A 19,224-nucleotide genomic window follows, 5' to 3' on the forward strand; every position below is an offset into this window, starting at 1 on the left:
AAGAGGCACTACGCTTTTAGAGATATTCATATATTCCTATTGAATAAGAAGTTGATAACCTTAAACGGAAAACAAGGTTCGAATATTGAAGCAACTATCACTCTAACCATAAATCGCTCTCTTTATAATTAAGGAAAGGGCTAATGCCTTTAGAGTTGTACTCTACGCATATGCTTTCGAGACTATTCTTAGCCATTTTCACAAAAAAGCCAATTGGGTAGACTAGTCTCCATGTCTTTGTGGATACTAATCCACCCATAGAGCTCAAATCGGTTACAGTTAATACTTCTTGATAATAAGGTTTAAATTCAACTCTGAAAGGCGATTCAGCACCATTGCCTAGTAATCTAAACTCGTGTGCAAGTTTATTCCGATACATGTAGAGCAAATTCTTATGAGTGAAACTCTCTGGTGATAATCTATCGAGTGTTTCTGGGGGCTTATTTTTTTGTTTCGGCCATTTATCTAAAAGTTCCTCAAAAGTTGGATCTAACTCTAACCCTTTGCTAATTGATAGCAGGCTATTTGAATTAGAAAATCTTTTCTTTTTCTCTAATTTAGCCCAAGAATTAAGGGTTAAAAATGAACTTGGTAATTGAGGGTGACTTTCTAACACACTACAGAGCTGTAATAAGCTAACTCTATTATTATGCTCCCAACCAGAGTGCTCTGATATTGTTTTTCGATATCGATGACCTACTTTATTTTCATTTGGAAAAGCAGCAATCGAGAGAGAATCAAAGACTGAGCATAATAATAGCTTAGCTGGAATACCTTGATGCCGGCGATTTGGTTTTGAAAAAGCAGCTGCAATCATGGTCCTATTATATGTTCTGAATCGAGTAACTTTTTCCTCAATCGTTTCCATTCGCTCTCTCCCATAGCAAACTGAATATAGTTTTCTAGCTTTGAAGTATCCTACTTTTACTAGCAATATTATCATCTATATCTAAAAATTAATTTTACTATTATAAATTTACCAATGCTATAGCCTTAGAGATTGCTCGCCAGTAGTGGAACTCTTAACTTTGGTATTTGGAGACTCACCAAACACAAAAAAGCCGCTGTATTTTGCAATACAGCGGCTTTTAAAATCACAATTCTAAATTAATAGATTATGCTTTAGGTCCACGACCTGCACGTTTACGTTCGTTTTCTGTAAGGTAACGCTTACGGATACGAATGTTTAGTGGAGTTACTTCAACTAGCTCGTCATCATCGATGAACTCAAGCGCTTGCTCAAGTGAGTAGTTAAGGTGTGGAGAAAGCGTTTGCGCTTCATCAGTACCAGATGCACGTACGTTAGTTAACTGCTTGCCTTTAAGGGCGTTAACTGTAAGGTCGTTATCACGGTTATGAATACCGATAACCATACCTTCGTATACTTCAACACCGTGACCGATGAATAAACGGCCGCGTTCTTGTAAGTTGAATAATGCGTTAGTAAGTGCTTTACCCGTTGCGTTTGCAATCATTACGCCGTTCTTACGAACACCGATGTCGCCACCTTTGTGAGGACCGTAATGATCGAACGTATGGTACATAAGACCAGAACCCGAAGTAAGCGTCATGAAATCAGTTTGGAAACCAATTAAACCACGGCTAGGGATCATGAAATCTAAACGCATACGGCCTTTGCCATCTGGAGTCATGTTAGTAAGTTCACCTTTACGTAGGCCAACTTGTTCCATAACAGAACCCTGATGCTCGTCTTGACAGTCAATAGTTACTGTTTCAAACGGTTCTTCTAGAACGCCATCTACAGTACGTAAGATAACTTCTGGACGAGAAACTGAAAGCTCGTAACCTTCACGACGCATGTTCTCGATTAAGATACCTAGGTGTAATTCACCACGACCAGAAACACGGAAGCTATCTGGGCTACCAGTATCTTCAACGCGAAGTGCTACGTTGTGTACTAATTCTTTGTCTAAACGCTCACGGATATTACGTGACGTTACAAACTTACCTTCTTTACCACAGAAAGGTGAGTTATTTACAGAGAATGTCATTGTTACAGTTGGCTCATCAACACTTAGAGGTGGTAATGCTTCAACGTTTCCTGGGAAACAAACTGTATCAGAAATCTTAAGCTCACCAATACCTGTTACAGTTACGATGTTACCAGCGTAAGCTCTATCAGTTTCGATACGTTCAAGACCTAGGTAGCTTTGTACTGCGCCAATTTTACCATTACGTGTAGTGCCATCAGCACTGATAATAGTAACTTGTTGGTTAGGAGCAACAGAACCACGTTTAATACGACCAATACCAACTACACCAACATAAGAGTTGTAATCTAGTTGAGAAATTTGCATTTGGAAGTCACCTTCAGGATCTGCATCCGGTGGTGATACTTCGTCAACGATCATCTTGAACATAGGTTCCATGTTGTCTGATGGCTCGTCTAAATCTAGTGTTGCCCAGCCGTTGATAGCTGAAGCGTAGATTACTTTAAAATCTAACTGTTCGTCAGTTGCGCCAAGGTTGTCGAATAAATCAAAGATTTGATCCATAACCCAATCAGGACGTGAACCTGGCTTATCAATTTTATTGATAACTACGATTGGCTTTAAGCCTTGCGCGAATGCCTTTTGCGTAACGAAACGCGTTTGTGGCATTGGACCTTCTTGAGCATCAACAAGTAATAATACTGAGTCAGCCATCGAAAGTACGCGTTCAACTTCACCACCGAAATCGGCGTGTCCCGGAGTATCTACGATATTGATATGGTAGTCGTTCCAAGAGATGGCTGTGTTTTTAGCCAAAATGGTAATACCACGTTCTTTCTCAATGTCGTTTGAGTCCATCACGCGCTCTTCGTTACCGCCGCGTGTTTCTAATGTACCTGATTGCTCAAGTAGTTTGTCAACCAGAGTTGTTTTACCGTGGTCAACGTGCGCGATAATCGCTATATTTCTTAACTTTTCGATGCTCATATATTTACTCAGAGAAATTAAATTCTCAATGATCCTGCAAGATCTACGCACTCATCCACGCTTTCGCGAGATGTCCCAGCATAGGATTTAAAAGGGCGCATATTATCCCTCATTAATGACATGGATGAAAGTTTATCCAATACATATTTTAAAACTTTCTCAATACTTTTACTAAGTATCTGTTTTATATATGACAATTATATGAATTAAATTTCAATATTTTTTTGAAAAACAGTCTTTTTGGCTATTTTTCCGATCTTTTTGTTACTCTTTTGCATTTAGGTTATGCTAATTTCAGCTGATTAAATTAACAACAAATTACGCTCTGTAAATTTTGCACTAAAATGGAATACTTACGCACCAACATGGTGCGTTTGTATATTCCATTTTGATGCAATGATATTTTTTTAATTTATAAACAGCCAGTTACAATAATGGCACAAAATCAGCTTAGTAAATACCAAAGCAATTATGCAGCAATAACAAAACCCAATAGTTGGAGGACACATGTCACAATCGGTTTTAGATTTTATTAAAGAAAATGACGTCAAGTTCATTGATTTACGCTTTACTGACACTAAGGGTAAAGAGCAACATGTATCGATTCCTCATCACCAAGTTGATGAAGATTTTTTCGAAGACGGTAAAATGTTCGACGGTTCTTCAATTGCAGGCTGGAAAGGCATAAACGAATCAGACATGGTATTAATGCCAGTTCCTGAGTCAATCAAACTAGACCCTTTCACTGAAGAAGCGACATTAATTTTACGTTGTGACGTAGTAGAGCCTTCTACACTACAAGGCTATGAGCGCGACCCGCGTTCTGTTGCTAAGCGTGCTGAAGATTACATGCGTTCTACAGGCATTGCAGACACTGTTTTATTTGGCCCTGAGCCAGAATTTTTCGTATTTGACGATGTTAAATACAAATCAGATATGTCTGGTTCTATGTACAAAATTGATTCTAAGCAAGCTGCTTGGAACTCAGATAAAGAATATGCAGATGGCAACACTGGTCACCGTCCAGGTGTTAAAGGCGGTTACTTCCCAGTTGCTCCAGTTGATGACTTCCAAGATTGGCGTTCAGCTACGTGTCTAGTTCTAGAAGAAATGGGCCAAGTAGTAGAAGCACATCACCACGAAGTAGCAACAGCAGGTCAAAACGAAATCGCTACTCGCTTTAATACAATGGTATTAAAAGCGGATGAAATTCAAGAAATGAAATATGTTATCCATAACATGGCTCACTTATACGGTAAAACAGCAACGTTTATGCCTAAGCCAGTTGTTGGTGATAACGGTTCTGGTATGCATTGTCACCAGTCTTTAGCTAAAGACGGTGTTAACCTTTTTGCTGGCGATAAGTACGGCGGTCTTTCTGAAGATGCACTTTACTACATTGGCGGCATCATCAAGCATGCTAAAGCAATTAACGCTTTCGCAAATGCCTCTACTAACTCGTACAAACGTTTAGTACCAGGTTTTGAAGCACCAGTTATGCTTGCATACTCTGCACGTAACCGTTCTGCATCAATCCGTATCCCAGTGGTTCCATCTGAAAAAGGTCGTCGTATTGAAGTACGCTTCCCGGATCCAACTGCTAACCCATACCTTGCTTTCTCAGCAATGCTTATGGCTGGCCTTGATGGTATCAAAAACAAGATCCATCCTGGCGATGCTATGGATAAAGATTTATACGACTTACCAGCTGAAGAAGCAGCAGAAATTCCAACTGTTGCAGCATCACTTGACGAAGCACTATCTGCACTTAGCGCAGACCGTGAATTCTTAACTCAAGGTGGCGTTTTCACTGATGACTTAATCGATGCTTACATCTCACTTAAGTCTCAAGAAGTTGAAAAGCTTAACATGACAACTCACCCAGTTGAGTTTGAAATGTACTACAGCTGTTAATTAAGCTGTAAAAAATATGTGTGTTCTCAAGCCCGCTTTGCGGGCTTTTTTAATGGTAAAATTAGTCAATCTCCACTAAAGTTAAGTTACCGATAAAAATGCAGGGCTGCAGAGTGAATAACAAGATTTTATTACTATTAATTACTTTAGGATTAAGTAATTATGGTTATTCCGGTGAAACAAAAATATACGCTTGGAAAGATAAAAATGGCGTATTAGTGTTCTCAGACACCCCTCATAAAGGGGCCCAAGAGGTAAAGCTCACCAGCCAAGATCTTAATATGCCTGCAACAAATACTGACATTTTTGACGAGCAACCTCAGCCTCAACAAGCGGCCTTTAGTATTGCTATTTCCTCACCTGATCATAACCAGACTATTCGTGAAAATACCGGCACTGTTTATGTAACTAGCCGAATAAAACCACGCTTTGAAACTGGTTTTACTATACAACTTTTTATTGATGGTAAAGCACACGGCCCAGCCAGTGACAGCTCAACCTTTGCAATTAGAGATGTAGAACGTGGTCAGCACACACTACAATTAAAGCTTTTTAATAGTAAAAACCAAGTTATTGCTACAAGCGAACCCTGCATATTTTTTATGCACCGAAAAGGGCTAAACCTAGGTAACTAAATTGGGTCATTACTAAACGTGCAGCAGTGTATTTAACCATATAACTTGCTTGCAAACATCCACGCACTAAAATGGTGCAGCTATGATTAATAATAAAAACTTTAGCCCTGAGCTACTCGATGCCATTTGGCAAAATCAAACAACCGCTATCATGTTACTTGATAAAAACTTCACCGTTGTATATGCCAATACCAGTACCAGCGAGCTGCTTGGCCTTGGTAATAAGCGCCTATTAGATCAACCGTTTGATAGCCTTTTTAACTACCATTCAATCGATTTACAGCGTATAGAACAATACTCACTAGTTGAAGGCGTAGATTGCCAGCAGCATAGAGCTGACGTGGTTTTTAGCGATTCTCGCCATGCAAAAGTAGCCGTAAGTACACGACAAATTAAGTTTAATGGCTCGCTTTATATTTTATTTGAGTGGCGCCAAACCGATGACGAAATTAAGCACGACCAAGCGTCTAATCAAATGCATCAATATCAAGCTGCCCGAAACCTAATTAGAGGGTTAGCTCACGAAATTAAAAATCCTTTAGGTGGAATTCGCGGAGCGGCGCAGTTATTGCAGTATGAGGTTGATCAACAAGAAAGAGATCAATGTGCTGAGCTCATCATTGAGCAAGCCGACCGATTACGCGAGCTAGTAGATAGGCTTTTGGGGCCCAATCAACTTCCTCAAAAATCGTATGGCAATATACATCAATCACTTGAATCAGTTGCAAGGCTAAGTACGTTAGATAATTGTTCTAACATTAGCTTAGTTAAAGATTACGACCCGAGTATTCCTGATGTATACATTGATCAAGGCAAAATTCAGCAAGTGGTATTAAACATTGTTCGAAATGCCCAACAGGCGCTTATAGATGGCGGTGAAATAACAATAAAAACCCGCATAAATCATCAGCATCGTCGCCCGGGTAAAGCACCTAAAAAAGCCTTGTTGATCCAAATATCTGATAACGGACCAGGTATTGATCCCAGTGTACGCGAAACACTGTTCTACCCTATGATCACCAATAAAGAAGGTGGCTCTGGGTTGGGCCTTTCAATAGCGCAAACACTGATTGATCAACATGATGGCTATATAGAATGTGATAGCTGGCCTGGACATACTGAATTTAATATCTATCTGCCCTTTGCAGATTAATGTTTGGAGTTTGCATGAAAACAGTTTGGCTTGTAGATGATGATGCTTCTATTCGATTTGTACTCGAAAAAGCACTAACCCGTGCAGGGTTTAACGCAGAAAGCTTTTCTAACGCGCAAGATGTATTAAGCGCATTGAAGTTTAGCCAACCTACTGTTTTAGTTTCGGACGTACGAATGCCAGGTATGGATGGTATGGCGTTGCTTGAACTTATTGCAGAGCAAAACCCTGGATTGCCCGTTATTATAATGACCGCGCATTCAGATTTAGACTCTGCCGTTAATGCATTTCAAAAAGGTGCTTTTGAATACCTAGCTAAGCCGTTTGATTTAAACGAAGCGGTAGCACTAGTCGAAAGCGCATGCAGAGCAAATTCCACTAAAAAAACTAAGCGTAAGCAAGCTCCACCAAAAAGTGCGCATATAATTGGTGAAGCACCCGCCATGCAAGAAGTATTTAGAGCGATAGGTAAGCTATCGGCCTCTAGCATGAGCGTATTAATAAATGGCGAATCTGGAACAGGTAAAGAACTTGTCGCCAGTGCGCTGCACAATCATAGCCCACGTAAAGAAAATCAATTTATTGCACTTAACATGGCAGCCATTCCAAAAGAGCTTGTTGAGTCAGAGTTATTTGGCCACGAAAAAGGCGCATTTACCGGTGCTGACAGCGTACGTAAAGGCCGTTTTGAGCAAGCCAATGGTGGCACACTGTTTTTAGATGAAATTGGTGATATGCCACTTGATGTGCAAACACGTTTATTGCGCGTACTCGCCGATGGTGAATTTTATCGCGTTGGTGGTCATCAAAGTATAAAAGTAGACGTACGTATTATTGCGGCTACGCATCAAAACCTTGAAGATTTAGTTAAGCAGGGCAAATTTAGGGATGATTTATTTCATCGTCTTAATGTTGTGCGCCTACGTTTACCTGCTCTTCGAGAACGTACTGAAGATATAGAAAGCTTGTCGCAACACTTTTTACATAAAAGCGCTAAAGAGCTGCAGGTAGAAAGCAAAGTACTGAGCCCTAAAGCAACTGAGCAGTTACGTTTATTTAATTGGCCAGGCAATGTGCGCCAATTAGAAAACACATGTCGCTGGCTGACAGTTATGGCACCGGGTGAGCTTGTGAGCGAGCAAGACTTACCGCCTGAAATTCTTGATGCCACACCAGCTCAAGAAGAAGGTGATTGGTTAGATGCGTTTCAGCAATGGCTTAATCAAGAACTTAAACAAGGTAAAGAAAATATTTGGCCTGACATTCAAGCTCAGCTAGAAACCCGCTTAATAAAAACAGCTCTCGCTAATTGCTCTGGCCATAAGCAAGATGCCGCTATAAAAATTGGTTGGGGACGCAACACGTTGACCCGAAAATTAAAAGAGCGCAATATTAGCTAATTAAACGTTTTTAACACATTTGGTTATTGATGAAGCTAATCGAACATATTCCATTATTCAAACAAATGGAAATTATAAACAGGCTGCACTTTTTTAAAGAATTTACGCTCAGCGAGCGCCAAGTCTTATTGGAGTCGTTCGGCCTGTTATATTTAGTAAGCCAGCATCAGTTTTTATTTAAGCAATACGATAACGACAAGCGCTTATATATTGTACTTAGCGGTGCGTTGTTAGTATTTAAACATAATCATTTGCTAGAACTTGGAACGATAGTACCTGGTGAATTTATAGGTGAAGGCGCTTTTATAAATAACCGAGAGCGTAGCACTAGCGCACGCGCTAAAACCGACAGTATAGTCCTTGCCATTACCCCTGAAGCACTCACTCGTTTACCTAACGTTATCCGTGAAAAAATTAAAGACCGAATTATAGAAGGTATGAGTCTGCGTATTGCAAAACTTAGCGAGCATATAGAAACCCACGGTTAACTCTATCACTCAGTCCATATAAACAATTTGTAGTGAGCAATCAAGCCAGCTGGGGTTATTAACATGAGCTGTAAACCTGTAAGTATCGGATGGTTTGGCGCCAAAAGGCGTATTTACAAGTGGTTGCGAGTGACTGTATGTTTGCGAATAATTTTTGTAATAAATGACAACGTAACCGTATAAAAACTCCCAACCTAATCTTACAACAGCGCCACTGGGTAAGGTAAAGTCAGCATATTTATCTGTAAATGTGACGAGTAAATCATTGTACTTGTCTTCGCTGCATTGAGTTGTTCGTAACTTTTTAGGCATAACAAAGGTTGTACCCGCCACTGCATTTTTTAGATAAAAGCCTATATTGCCATCACCATAAAAATGATTTGAACGCGTTGTATAGCTAACTTGTGGCTCGTAACCTAGCCCCTGCATAATAGTAGCTAACTGCTCAGTCTCTTTTGGGTAAATTTTGTCACTTGATAAGAGTAATGTAGCCTCACCAAACTCTGATGGGATTGCCAGCGGTACATATTCATAAGGGAGCGATTGTGCTTTTAGCGCAGCATCGAGCTGATCGCGCTGTTCATCTTGCAAGTTTTCACTAAATACATACACGGTAGGTTGTTGGCACGCAGCTAATAGTAATGCCAACACATATATTAAAATTCCATTTTTCATAGTTACCCTCTTTTGATTACAATCGTAGTCTATTAAAGGTAACTATTTATAGCAATTTAATTTGTTTGGCTATTTAACCACGCATCAACACTTTTACGAGTGTATAAAACTTCTTTAAATAAGCGATGGCGTTGAAATTCAAGTACCGATTTTTTTTTCATATCGCCACTCACTAAGCGGCTATGGTGATCGTTAAATTTTGAAATCACAGAAAAACCACGTTCAGCATTTTCCTTTTGCTCTTTTACTTGATTAGTAAGATGTGACCTAACATCATCTGCGGTCAACATATCTGAATTATCTAAGCCCATTAGCTCTTTTTTCATTGCTAATCTTACGCCCATTTTCTACTCCGTTTTATATGTATTCATCACACATTGATTAATCCGCCAGAGTTTTAGCAATTAGCGAGCCATACGTAAAAAAGATTGCAACGAAGCTTAACTTTTAATTGCTTCAGTTTTTTTAAAGACAGATAAAATACCTAAAAACTTTCATAACTAATTGTGTATTACCGCTATCTAAAGTTACTTGCTTTGGTGCAAAAGTCGCTGTAAGCCTTTATACTAAAGCCTGTGCGTTACCCCACCGAGAGCAAATATGAACGAAGAATATATAGAAATAGAGTTAGAAGAAGAGCCGATTGAGCTTTGTAAATTATTAAAAGTACTAAACTTAGTTGAAGGTGGCGGCCAAGCTAAAAACCTAATTACTGAAGGCTATGTGGGTGTTAACCATGAAATTTGTACAATAAAGCGGAAAAAATTATACAGTGGCGATGTACTAGAATTCGATGGTGAGTTTTTTCAACTTGCGTTAAGTGAAGATGCTGTACCTGCAGAAAAACCTGCGGTACACACTCAAACAGAGTCAAAGCAAGCTGCACCACAACCAACAAATCAGCCAGCTAAAGCTAAGCGCAAACGAACTAAAAAGCCAAAAGTAGATGATAAAACAGGTCGTCGACCTATTTCATTTGGTTAAGCATTTAAAAACCCTCTTTTTATATAAAAAGGTCAACTTGTATAGTTGGCCTTTTTACTCTTTAATAACCTAGTTAATAATAATAAAAACAAGGTTATAAAATGTCTGTTAAAACACCTAAAAATTGGTTTAAGCCCGTTGTATGGGCGGCACTCGTATGGAACTTACTTGGCGTTATTGCATTTGCTATGCACATGATGATGACACCAGAAATGATAGGTAAACTTCCGCTAGATCAACAAGCTGCCTACTCTAACGTTCCTATTTGGTCAACCATTGCATTTGCTATAGCTGTATTTGGAAGCACTTTTGGTTGTCTGTTTTTACTTGCTAAAAACGCGCTGGCAACACCTACTTTTGCGCTATCGCTCGGCGCTATTTTAATTCAGCAATATTATAATTTTGTGGTCATAAACAGTATTGAGCTACTTGGTACAAGTGCTGTATTTATGCCTGTTTTTGTAATCATTATTGCCATCGCTTTACTTTGTTTGAGTATTAAAGGTAAGCAACAAGGTTGGTTACAGTAATTAATAAGGGTCGAAATAACTTTTGACCCTACCTCTTTCAAATCATCTCTTGAAATTAAACTTTTCAGCATCATCTCTACTATATTAACTGTATAAAATTCGTTCTCTAAACACGATTTTTTACACTGGTATGCACTTTGCAACTCAAGCACTACAGAGGTCACTCTTCAAAATATTTTTCTAATTCATAAAGGGGCAAATAATGAATAATAGTTTCGATACCCAACATCAGCTCACAATAAATGGTGAGCAATATCATATTCATTCTCTAAAAGGACTTGGCGACAAAGCGAAACGATTGCCCTTCTCCTTAAAAGTATTACTTGAAAACCTTCTTCGTAACGAAGACGGCGCAAATATTAAAGAACAAGACATTCAAGCCCTCCTTAATTGGGACCCTCAAGCAAAACCTGCATCTGAAGTTGCCTTTACCCCCGCTCGCGTAGTTATGCAAGACTTTACCGGCGTACCCGCTATTGTTGATTTAGCCGCGATGCGTGACGCAATGGAAAAACTAGGTGGTGATCCTGCAAAAATAAACCCGTTATCGCCTGCTGAACTTGTTATTGACCATTCGGTACAAGTAGATGGTTACGGCAATGATGGTGCATTTGATTTAAATGCAAAACTTGAATACGACCGAAATAAAGAGCGTTACGAATTTTTGCGTTGGGGACAAACCGCTTTTGATAATTTAAAAGTAGTGCCACCAGCAACCGGTATTGTTCACCAAGTAAACCTAGAATACTTAGCGCGCGTTGTTTTTAATGAAGAGCGCGACGGCAAAAAATTCGCTTACCCAGATACGCTTGTAGGGACTGACTCTCACACCACCATGATTAATGGCTTAGGTGTGCTTGGTTGGGGTGTAGGCGGTATTGAAGCTGAAGCAGCCATGCTTGGTCAGCCAATTAGCTTACTCATTCCACAAGTAGTAGGTATGAAGCTAAGCGGCCGTTTGCCTGAAGGTACGACCGCAACCGATTTAGTGTTAACAGTAACCGAAATACTGCGTAACCACGGCGTAGTGGGTAAATTTGTAGAGTTTTATGGTGACGGCCTTGCTGACTTACCACTTGCAGACAGAGCTACCATTGCTAATATGGCACCAGAGTACGGTGCTACATGTGGTATTTTTCCGATTGATGATGAAACCATTAACTACCTTCGCTTAACAAACCGCGACGAAAACCACCTAAAACTGATTGAAGATTATGCTAAGCATCAAGGCCTATGGCGTAACGATGGCGACGAAGCTAACTATACCGATACACTCGAGCTTAAATTAGACGATGTTGTACCAAGCCTTGCAGGCCCTAAACGTCCACAAGATAGAATTGCCCTAAACGAAGCTGGCAAAGTTATTGGCGATCATTTAAAAGGCTTTCAGGATGAGCGTATGGCTCGTCGCGATAAAAGCGATGAAGAACAAGCTCGTATTGAAAGTGAAGGCCCAGCAACAAATCCAGATGAGCCAGTAGACGAAGCGCAGTTTATGGGTGCCGCTAAGGTTAAATTTAAAGGCCAAGAGTTTGAGCTAAACGATGGCGCATGTGTAATTGCTGCAATTACCAGCTGTACTAATACTTCTAACCCTAGTGTTATTTTAGCCGCAGGCTTAGTCGCTAAAAAAGCAAAACAGTTAGGCATTAATGTAAAACCTTGGGTTAAAACATCACTTGCGCCAGGCTCTAAAGTAGTTACTGATTACCTAGAAAAAGCAGGTTTGATGGATGACCTAGAAAGCTTAGGTTTTAACCTTGTTGGCTACGGTTGTACAACTTGTATTGGTAACTCAGGCCCACTTCCAACTGAAATATCAGATGCCATTCAAAAGCACAAATTAGTGGTTAGTTCTATTTTATCGGGTAACCGTAACTTTGAAGGGCGTATTCACCAAGATGTTAAAATGAACTTTTTAGCGTCTCCTCCGCTTGTTGTTGCTTACGCCATTGCCGGCAGAACAGATATTGACGTATACAACGAACCCCTTGCGCAAGATGCTAACGGTAACGATATTTACCTTAAAAACATTTGGCCAAGTGTTAAAGAAGTTAGTGACCTAGTTAAAGAAACAGTAACTAAAGAAATGTTTGAAAAAAGCTACGCTAACGTTTACGAAGGCGATAGCCGCTGGCAGCAAATTAAAATACCGGATGGCAAACTTTACGATTGGAACGATGCTTCTACCTACATTAAAAAAGCACCATTTTTTGATGGTATGAAAGTAGAACCACCGGGCATCCCTACTATTGAAGGTGCACGTTGTTTAGCTAAGCTTGGGGATTCAGTAACCACTGACCATATTTCTCCAGCGGGTGCTATTAAAGCAGAAGCGCCAGCAGGTTTATACTTGCAAGAGAAAGGTGTAGAAAAATCGCAGTTTAACTCGTATGGCTCACGCCGTGGTAATCACGAAGTAATGATGCGCGGAACGTTTGCCAATGTTCGCCTTAAAAACTTACTTGCCCCAGGTACTGAAGGCGGCGTAACACGTACGCAACCAGAAAACGATTTAGCAAGCATTTACGATGCTGCTATGGAGTATCAAAAAAATAATACTCCACTTATTATTTTAGCGGGTAAAGAGTACGGTACAGGTTCATCTCGTGACTGGGCGGCTAAAGGCTCACTATTACTTGGTGTAAAAGCCGTTGTAGCACAAAGCTATGAGCGTATTCACCGTTCTAACTTAATTGGCATGGGTGTATTACCGCTGCAATTTAAAGAAGGTGAAAGCTACGAGTCACACGGGTTAACAGGGCAAGAACAATTTGATATTGATGGCTTGTACGATAAAACCGATGAAGTAACCGTTATTGCAACCAATGCCGAAGGTAAAAAAGTAACCTTGAGTGCTGATGTACGTATTGATACCCCTAAAGAGTGGGATTACTACAAACACGGCGGTATTTTACAATATGTACTGCGTAATATGCTTGATTAATACGCGCTGTAATTAGTGCATTTAAAAGCCCAGCTACTAAGCTGGGCTTTTTTATGTGTGCTGTTTGTTGTCTTAAATCAATGCTAAGCATTTAAAGCGTGCCTACACTATAGCGACTATTAGTGAGGTAACTATGTCGCAAACAATTATAATTAGGCTGCTTAAAACATCAATAGTGCTTGGGTTGTGCCTTATCGTGACTGGCCACACTTTAATTGTGTCGAGTTACTTCACTGTTAATCATGGTATTAAAGGAATAATTATAGCCGCGGCATGCATTGCTGTAGGTGTACTGCTGTCGCTTCCCACTAAAATATATTTAACCGTATTATTGATGGAAGCCGAAAAACGTTATTTAAAAAACCATAAAAGCACGCACTCTAAATAATTAAAGTGCACTTAAATTATTAATTTCTTTATTACGTTTTTCTAGTTTGTCTTTTACATTTTCGGCATCATTAAATAGCTTTTTAACAGAGTCTGGGTTCAAAATACTGATCCCCTCTGGTGCAGCCGACATTGTATTTGTACTTGGAGAGGTATTTAAAATAGACGTGTCTTCTGCAGCAATAACAGTAATATCTTTAGGATCGAGTTTTACTTCAATACTTTTTACATGCGGGTTAGGTGTATCAGAAAAGTGCCATTGGCCTGTTTCGTCTTGCCACTTAAAAATTTTGCTGCTTGAGGTAGTACTTTCAGGCATTGGTTCATCAGAAATACTGCTCGCAATTTTATCGCCTGCTTGCTTAACGCCCTGCACTGCTTGGTCCAAAGTATTGCTTGAAAGAGCAACCATTTTTTCTTTAATTTGCTGAGATTCACTGCTAATTGATGATGCAGAAAGCCATGTTTGACCGTCAGGCTTTTTTAGATAAAACAAAGAAATGACTGCAATAGCCATGATTGATATAGCTAAGTAGGTAAAGTATTTCATAGCGTTCCTGCTTTAATTAATCCTTTATTGCCTTGAGTCTAATAAAAAATACTTAATTAGGCAATTTTTTGTACCCTAATAAAAAATAAAAACGCAGCCGAAGCTGCGTTTTTATTTGCAATTTAACTACACCGTAGTCGCGTTAAATACCGTCACCATCCATGTGTAGTCCGCATTCTCGGTTTAAACCAAAAAAGCGAGTTTCTTCCTCTGTCATTCCTGGTTCTAACTTACGTGTTGTATGTACGTCTCCCATAGACACATAACCTTGCTCCCATAATGGGTGGTAAGGTAAATCGTGCTTGGTAAGATACTGATACACGTCGCGGTTAGACCATTCAATAATCGGGTACACTTTAACGGTACCACGGCTAATTTCTACAAACTGTTTATCAGCACGTGTAGATGATTGATCGCGACGCAAACCACTAAACCACGTGCCCGCTTCTATTTCTTTTAACGCACGGGTCATCGGCTCTACTTTATTAAGCTGATTATATTGCTTAATGCCGTCTTCGCCTTTCTCCCATAGTTTACCAAATTTAGCCTCTTGCCATGCTGGGCTAAGCGGCGCTCTATACACCTTTAAGTTAAGTGATAAACGCTCACTCATTTGCTCAATAAACTGATACGTTTCAGGAAACAAATAGCCTGTATCGGTTAATACAACGGGAATATCTGGACGTTGTGAGGTCATTAAATGCAGCATTACTGCCGCTTGAATACCAAAGCTAGATGATAAAAAAGCCGTATTAGGCAAGTTATCAAGCGCCCATGCAACACGCTGTTCTGCGCTCATATTCGCTAGTAAACCATTAGCATCAGCTAACATAGCCGTTTGGCTTTGTTTATCTAGCTGTAAAATGTTTTTAAATTCACTCATGGTAAATTCCAAACCTCACCAGCGCCAAAGCGCTGGTATTTAATTAAGCGTGAAAATCGGTTACTGATACTTTTACTTCAGCAACAATGCCTTTGCGTATAACAAAGTCACCAAAACACTCACCGTCATTGCGCTCACTTGCCCATTGGCCAATGAGCTTATCGAATGCGTCTAGGTAAACGTCTTCGCCTACGTTCTCAAGGTACAATTTAGGAATACGTGTACCTTCTAAATTACCACCTAAGTAAACGTTGTATTTACCTGGGCCTTTACCCACTAAACCAGCTTCTGCAAGCATTGCGCGGCCACAGCCGTTAGGGCAACCTACAACGCGCATAATAATGCTGTCATCGGGTATACCGTGCTTAGCAAGTAATGCTTCAGTTTTTTCTACTAGGCTTGGTAAGTAACGCTCTGCTTCGGCCATTGCAAGTGGGCACGTTGGCAGTGAAACACACGCCATAGAATTTTTACGCTGCTGCGAATCTGTGTCGTCAATCAGGCCATGGCTACGTGCAATCTCTTCAATCACGGCTTTTTGATCTGCAGGTACGCCAGCAATAATTAAGTTTTGGTTTGCCGTCATACGCATGTCACCTTGGTGAACTTCTGCGATTTTACGACAACCTGTTTTAAGCGGCTTGCCTGGGTAGTCTAAAATACGACCACTTTGAATAAATAGCGTTAAGTGGTGCTTACCATCAATGCCTTCAACCCAACCAATGCGGTCGCCACGATGAGTAAACTCAAACGGACGGCTTGGTGCAAACGTAACGCCTGAGCGCTTTTCAACTTCTGCTTTAAATACATCAACGCCTACACGGTCTAATGTGTATTTAGTTTTTGCATTTTTACGGTTTGAACGATTACCCCAATCGCGCTGCACAGATACAACATGCTCTGCAATTTTTAAGGTATCTTCTAACGTAATAAAGCCAAAGTCATCAGCCTTACGCGGATAAGTTGCTGTATCGCCGTGCGTCATGGCAAGGCCACCGCCCACTAATACGTTAAAACCAACAAGTTTGCCGTTATCAGCAATTGCCACAAAGTTTAAATCGTTAGCGTGCACATCAACTTCGTTGTTAGGTGGAATAGTCACCGTGGTTTTAAACTTACGCGGTAAGTAGTTAGATCCTAAAATTGGCTCTTCTGTGGTTTCTGCTTTTTCGCCATTTAACCAAATTTCGGCATACGCTTTCGTTTTTGGTAATAAATGTTCAGAAATTTTTGCAGCCCAGTCGTAAGCTTCTTGGTGTAACTCAGACTCAACGGGATTAGTGGTACAAAGTACATTACGGTTAACGTCACCCGCTGTAGCAATAGAGTCTATACCTACGCTATCAAGCATTTGGTGCATGCCTTTAATATTAGGCTTTAACACTCCATGAAACTGAAACGTTTGACGCGTTGTTAAACGAATGCTGCCGTAGCTTGTTTTGTCATCTGCAAACTTGTCGATTGCTAACCACTGCTCTGGCTTAATAATACCGCCAGGCATACGTGCACGTAACATCACATTATGCAGCGGCTCTAGCTTTTGCTTAGCGCGCTCTCCACGTATATCGCGGTCATCTTGTTGATACATGCCATGAAAACGAATTAGCTGAAAGTTATCGGCTGTAAAGCCACCGGTAATTTCGTCTGTTAAATCTTTTTCTATGGTGCCACGTAAAAAGTTACTTTCTCTTTTCAAACGTTCGTTATCAGAAAGTTTTACGTTTTTATCTTGTTCGCTCATTTTAAATCCTAAATTTGTTACAGTGACGGCTGCTAGCTGCTAAATAAAATAAGAAACGTGATTAATACACGTCTTTCTGATAGCGGTTTGCGCTACGCAAATCTTTTAAATATTGCTCTGCGTCTTCATTGCTCTTGCCTGTGTTTTCTTTAACAATATCAAGCAAGGCGTTGTGTACATCTTTTGCCATGCGATTTGCATCGCCACAAATATAAAAGTGAGCGCCAGCTTCTAACCATTCAAACACGTCTTTACTGTTACTGCGTAACTTATCTTGCACATATACTTTTTCTGCTTGGTCACGGCTAAATGCAACATCTACTTTGTTAAGTAAACCCGATTTTAAATAACCCTGTATTTCTACTTGGTATAAAAAGTCTTGAGTGAAATGTGGGTTACCAAAAAACAACCAGTTTTTGCCTTGCGCTTCACGCGAATCACGTTCTTGTAAAAATGCACGGAACGGCGCAATACCCGTACCAGGACCAACCATAATCACAGGTGTATCATCGTTAGTGGGTAGGCGGAAATTGTCGTTGTGTTCGCTAAATACTTTAACTTTACAACCTTCTTCTGCACGACGAGTTAAGTAACCCGTACAACCACCTAAATGCTCGCTATCAAATGTATCAAACTGCACTAGACCTAGTGTTAAATGCACTTCGTCTTCAACCTCAGCTTGGCTAGATGCAATTGAGTACAAACGAGCTTGTAGTTTACGTAGGCAATCTACTAATGTTTGCGCATCAATGTTTGCAGGGTTTTGGCGAATCACATCAAATATTTGACGAGGTTCAATATACGCACGCATTGCAGCTTTATCTTCTACAAGCTTTAATAATTCAGGCGTACCAGTTGCTATTGCGTATTTTTCTACAAAACCTGGGTATGACTGAGTCAGCTCTAGTTTTTCAATAAGTGCATCACGTACGCTTAGCTCTTCATCACCTACTTTTACAATGCTTGTTGCATCTATTTGAGTAAGTGTAAGTACTTCATCAACTAATACATCATCATTTAAAAAGTACACACCTAATGAATCACCAGGTGTGTAAGTAATGTCTGAACCTTCAAGCGAAATTTCAACGTGGCGTACATCTTTAGTTGAGTCGCGACCGGTAATTTTTTGAACTGTTAATAGCTCTGCTTCAAATGGATTTTGCTTTGTGTATTGGCTTGAAGCGGTCGTTGGTGCGCCAAATGGCATTGATACAACTTGACCACCAGCGGCTTCTTGCTGCGCTTTTAAATCAGGTTCGAATGCATCAACTGCACCGGCAATCCATGTTGCAGCTTCATCTTCGTAATCTACATCTAAATCAGCACGTTGATATATGGTTTGCGCACCGAGTTTATTTAAACGCTCTTCAAAATCTTTTGCTGTTTGGCAGAAAAACTCATAGCTAGAATCACCTAAGCCAATAACCGCTATTTTTACATCGTCTAGTTTTGGCGCTTTTTTAGTGGCTAAAAATTCGTGAAGTGTTTCTGCGTCTTCAGGTGGCTCACCTTCGCCGTAAGTAGATACAACGATAGTTAAAAACTTTTCTTTTTTCAGGGCTGTTGGTTTGTAATCTGACATGCTAACAAGCTTAACTGCTAAGCCTCGCGACTCAGCCTGCTCTTTCATTTTGGTAGCTACACCTTTTGCGTTACCTGTTTGCGAACCATATAAAATAGTTAGCGCTGCTGCATCACCCGCAGCCGGTACGCCTGCCGTAGGTGCACCTAACGCAGCCGAATTAGCATTTGCAGCTAAGTAACCACTCACCCACGCTTGTTGAATTGGATTAAGTTCAGCCACTAAACCTTGCAGCTTTTGTACTTGATCTTGCGATAGCGGGCTTGCCGCAGCATTTAGTTGACCTAACAACATGAATCGATTCCCCATAACCCTGAAAATTAAACACAACACACTTTGTGTATTGTTAAAAATGAGTTTTACCTCATCCAGAGCGTATCTGTTGAGGTTTTCTAAGTATGTAGGATAACGGGCTC

The 19,224-nt window shown here is 40.2% G+C and carries 17 protein-coding genes; 9 read left to right on the top strand and 8 right to left on the bottom strand.

The genetic code is table 11. The features are described 5' to 3' along the window. Positions 1-97: 97 nt before the first annotated feature. Together I6F50_RS12360 and typA are read right to left on the bottom strand one after the other, a co-directional pair. Positions 98-868: a hypothetical protein gene (locus I6F50_RS12360; RefSeq protein WP_024613032.1), complete on the bottom strand. Its 771-nt coding sequence runs from the start codon at positions 866-868 to the stop codon at positions 98-100. 247 nt (positions 869-1,115) lie between these two features. Then, positions 1,116-2,939 (bottom strand): translational GTPase TypA, encoded by a 1,824-nt coding sequence (typA, locus tag I6F50_RS12365; RefSeq protein ID WP_024589533.1) that lies wholly within the window; start codon positions 2,937-2,939, stop codon positions 1,116-1,118. A 507-nt stretch (positions 2,940-3,446) separates the two neighbouring features. On the opposite strand from typA, the gene glnA reads away from it, so the two are divergent. The 5 genes from glnA (at position 3,447) to I6F50_RS12390 (ending at position 8,529) form a co-directional block, all read left to right on the top strand. After that, positions 3,447-4,853 (top strand): glutamate--ammonia ligase, encoded by a 1,407-nt coding sequence (glnA, locus tag I6F50_RS12370; RefSeq protein WP_024594310.1) that lies wholly within the window; start codon positions 3,447-3,449, stop codon positions 4,851-4,853. A gap of 113 nt (positions 4,854-4,966) precedes the next feature. Then, positions 4,967-5,488: a DUF4124 domain-containing protein gene (locus I6F50_RS12375; RefSeq protein ID WP_197176372.1), complete on the top strand. Its 522-nt coding sequence runs from the start codon at positions 4,967-4,969 to the stop codon at positions 5,486-5,488. Positions 5,489-5,570: 82 nt separating this feature from the next. Next, the gene (glnL, locus tag I6F50_RS12380; protein ID WP_197176374.1) at positions 5,571-6,641 is read left to right on the top strand and encodes a nitrogen regulation protein NR(II); all 1,071 of its coding nucleotides are present in this window, start codon (positions 5,571-5,573) and stop codon (positions 6,639-6,641) included. A 14-nt stretch (positions 6,642-6,655) separates the two neighbouring features. Next, on the top strand, positions 6,656-8,041 hold the full coding sequence (gene ntrC, locus I6F50_RS12385) for a nitrogen regulation protein NR(I) (protein ID WP_165728331.1): 1,386 nt from the start codon (positions 6,656-6,658) through the stop codon (positions 8,039-8,041). A gap of 29 nt (positions 8,042-8,070) precedes the next feature. Beyond that, positions 8,071-8,529, top strand: a complete 459-nt coding sequence (locus I6F50_RS12390; RefSeq protein WP_166421825.1) for a cyclic nucleotide-binding domain-containing protein — start codon at positions 8,071-8,073, stop codon at positions 8,527-8,529. A 9-nt stretch (positions 8,530-8,538) separates the two neighbouring features. Here the strand turns inward: I6F50_RS12390 and I6F50_RS12395 are convergent, their stop codons facing one another. Beyond that, a complete protein-coding gene (locus I6F50_RS12395) occupies positions 8,539-9,204 on the bottom strand; it encodes a hypothetical protein (RefSeq protein ID WP_197176376.1) in 666 nt (221 codons plus the stop codon). A 56-nt stretch (positions 9,205-9,260) separates the two neighbouring features. After that, positions 9,261-9,548 carry a hypothetical protein gene (locus I6F50_RS12400; protein ID WP_165739228.1) on the bottom strand — a complete coding sequence of 96 codons (288 nt, stop codon included), beginning with the start codon at positions 9,546-9,548 and terminating at the stop codon, positions 9,261-9,263. Positions 9,549-9,804: 256 nt separating this feature from the next. Here I6F50_RS12400 and I6F50_RS12405 point away from each other — a divergent pair, with 256 nt between their 5' ends. The 4 genes from I6F50_RS12405 (at position 9,805) to I6F50_RS12420 (ending at position 14,053) form a co-directional block, all read left to right on the top strand. Then, positions 9,805-10,188, top strand: coding sequence for an RNA-binding S4 domain-containing protein (locus I6F50_RS12405; protein ID WP_165728335.1), 384 nt, complete (start codon positions 9,805-9,807; stop codon positions 10,186-10,188). A gap of 101 nt (positions 10,189-10,289) precedes the next feature. Next, a complete protein-coding gene (locus I6F50_RS12410; RefSeq protein WP_197176378.1) occupies positions 10,290-10,718 on the top strand; it encodes a hypothetical protein in 429 nt (142 codons plus the stop codon). A gap of 202 nt (positions 10,719-10,920) precedes the next feature. Beyond that, on the top strand, positions 10,921-13,665 hold the full coding sequence (acnA, locus tag I6F50_RS12415; RefSeq protein WP_197176387.1) for an aconitate hydratase AcnA: 2,745 nt from the start codon (positions 10,921-10,923) through the stop codon (positions 13,663-13,665). A 133-nt stretch (positions 13,666-13,798) separates the two neighbouring features. Continuing rightward, the gene (locus I6F50_RS12420) at positions 13,799-14,053 is read left to right on the top strand and encodes a hypothetical protein (RefSeq protein ID WP_165728338.1); all 255 of its coding nucleotides are present in this window, start codon (positions 13,799-13,801) and stop codon (positions 14,051-14,053) included. Here the strand turns inward: I6F50_RS12420 and I6F50_RS12425 are convergent, their stop codons facing one another. From I6F50_RS12425 to I6F50_RS12440, 4 genes are all read right to left on the bottom strand, one after another. Further along, the gene (locus tag I6F50_RS12425; RefSeq protein ID WP_008166491.1) at positions 14,054-14,602 is read right to left on the bottom strand and encodes a DUF4124 domain-containing protein; all 549 of its coding nucleotides are present in this window, start codon (positions 14,600-14,602) and stop codon (positions 14,054-14,056) included. Between the two features lie 142 nt (positions 14,603-14,744). Beyond that, positions 14,745-15,485, bottom strand: a complete 741-nt coding sequence (locus I6F50_RS12430; RefSeq protein WP_007582191.1) for a phosphoadenylyl-sulfate reductase — start codon at positions 15,483-15,485, stop codon at positions 14,745-14,747. 43 nt (positions 15,486-15,528) lie between these two features. Next, entirely contained in the window at positions 15,529-17,226 is a 1,698-nt protein-coding gene (gene cysI, locus I6F50_RS12435; RefSeq protein ID WP_165735714.1) for an assimilatory sulfite reductase (NADPH) hemoprotein subunit, read from the bottom strand. 61 nt (positions 17,227-17,287) lie between these two features. Further along, positions 17,288-19,102, bottom strand: coding sequence for an assimilatory sulfite reductase (NADPH) flavoprotein subunit (locus tag I6F50_RS12440; protein ID WP_197141306.1), 1,815 nt, complete (start codon positions 19,100-19,102; stop codon positions 17,288-17,290). Between the last annotated feature and the right edge of the window lie 122 nt (positions 19,103-19,224).

The organism is Pseudoalteromonas sp. NZS127_1 (genome assembly GCF_015864295.1).
Lineage (GTDB): Bacteria > Pseudomonadota > Gammaproteobacteria > Enterobacterales > Alteromonadaceae > Pseudoalteromonas > Pseudoalteromonas arctica.

Bases quoted from the DNA above. Each gene is read 5' to 3' on its own strand.
- I6F50_RS12360 (WP_024613032.1), bottom strand. From the start codon at position 868: ATGGAAACGATTGAGGAAAAAGTTACTCGATTCAGAACATATAATAGG.
- typA (WP_024589533.1), bottom strand. From the start codon at position 2,939: ATGAGCATCGAAAAGTTAAGAAATATAGCGATTATCGCGCACGTTGAC.
- glnA (WP_024594310.1), top strand. From the start codon at position 3,447: ATGTCACAATCGGTTTTAGATTTTATTAAAGAAAATGACGTCAAGTTC.
- glnL (WP_197176374.1), top strand. From the start codon at position 5,571: ATGATTAATAATAAAAACTTTAGCCCTGAGCTACTCGATGCCATTTGG.
- ntrC (WP_165728331.1), top strand. From the start codon at position 6,656: ATGAAAACAGTTTGGCTTGTAGATGATGATGCTTCTATTCGATTTGTA.
- I6F50_RS12390 (WP_166421825.1), top strand. From the start codon at position 8,071: ATGAAGCTAATCGAACATATTCCATTATTCAAACAAATGGAAATTATA.
- I6F50_RS12395 (WP_197176376.1), bottom strand. From the start codon at position 9,204: ATGAAAAATGGAATTTTAATATATGTGTTGGCATTACTATTAGCTGCG.
- I6F50_RS12400 (WP_165739228.1), bottom strand. From the start codon at position 9,548: ATGGGCGTAAGATTAGCAATGAAAAAAGAGCTAATGGGCTTAGATAAT.
- I6F50_RS12405 (WP_165728335.1), top strand. From the start codon at position 9,805: ATGAACGAAGAATATATAGAAATAGAGTTAGAAGAAGAGCCGATTGAG.
- I6F50_RS12410 (WP_197176378.1), top strand. From the start codon at position 10,290: ATGTCTGTTAAAACACCTAAAAATTGGTTTAAGCCCGTTGTATGGGCG.
- acnA (WP_197176387.1), top strand. From the start codon at position 10,921: ATGAATAATAGTTTCGATACCCAACATCAGCTCACAATAAATGGTGAG.
- I6F50_RS12420 (WP_165728338.1), top strand. From the start codon at position 13,799: ATGTCGCAAACAATTATAATTAGGCTGCTTAAAACATCAATAGTGCTT.
- I6F50_RS12425 (WP_008166491.1), bottom strand. From the start codon at position 14,602: ATGAAATACTTTACCTACTTAGCTATATCAATCATGGCTATTGCAGTC.
- I6F50_RS12430 (WP_007582191.1), bottom strand. From the start codon at position 15,485: ATGAGTGAATTTAAAAACATTTTACAGCTAGATAAACAAAGCCAAACG.
- cysI (WP_165735714.1), bottom strand. From the start codon at position 17,226: ATGAGCGAACAAGATAAAAACGTAAAACTTTCTGATAACGAACGTTTG.
- I6F50_RS12440 (WP_197141306.1), bottom strand. From the start codon at position 19,102: ATGTTGTTAGGTCAACTAAATGCTGCGGCAAGCCCGCTATCGCAAGAT.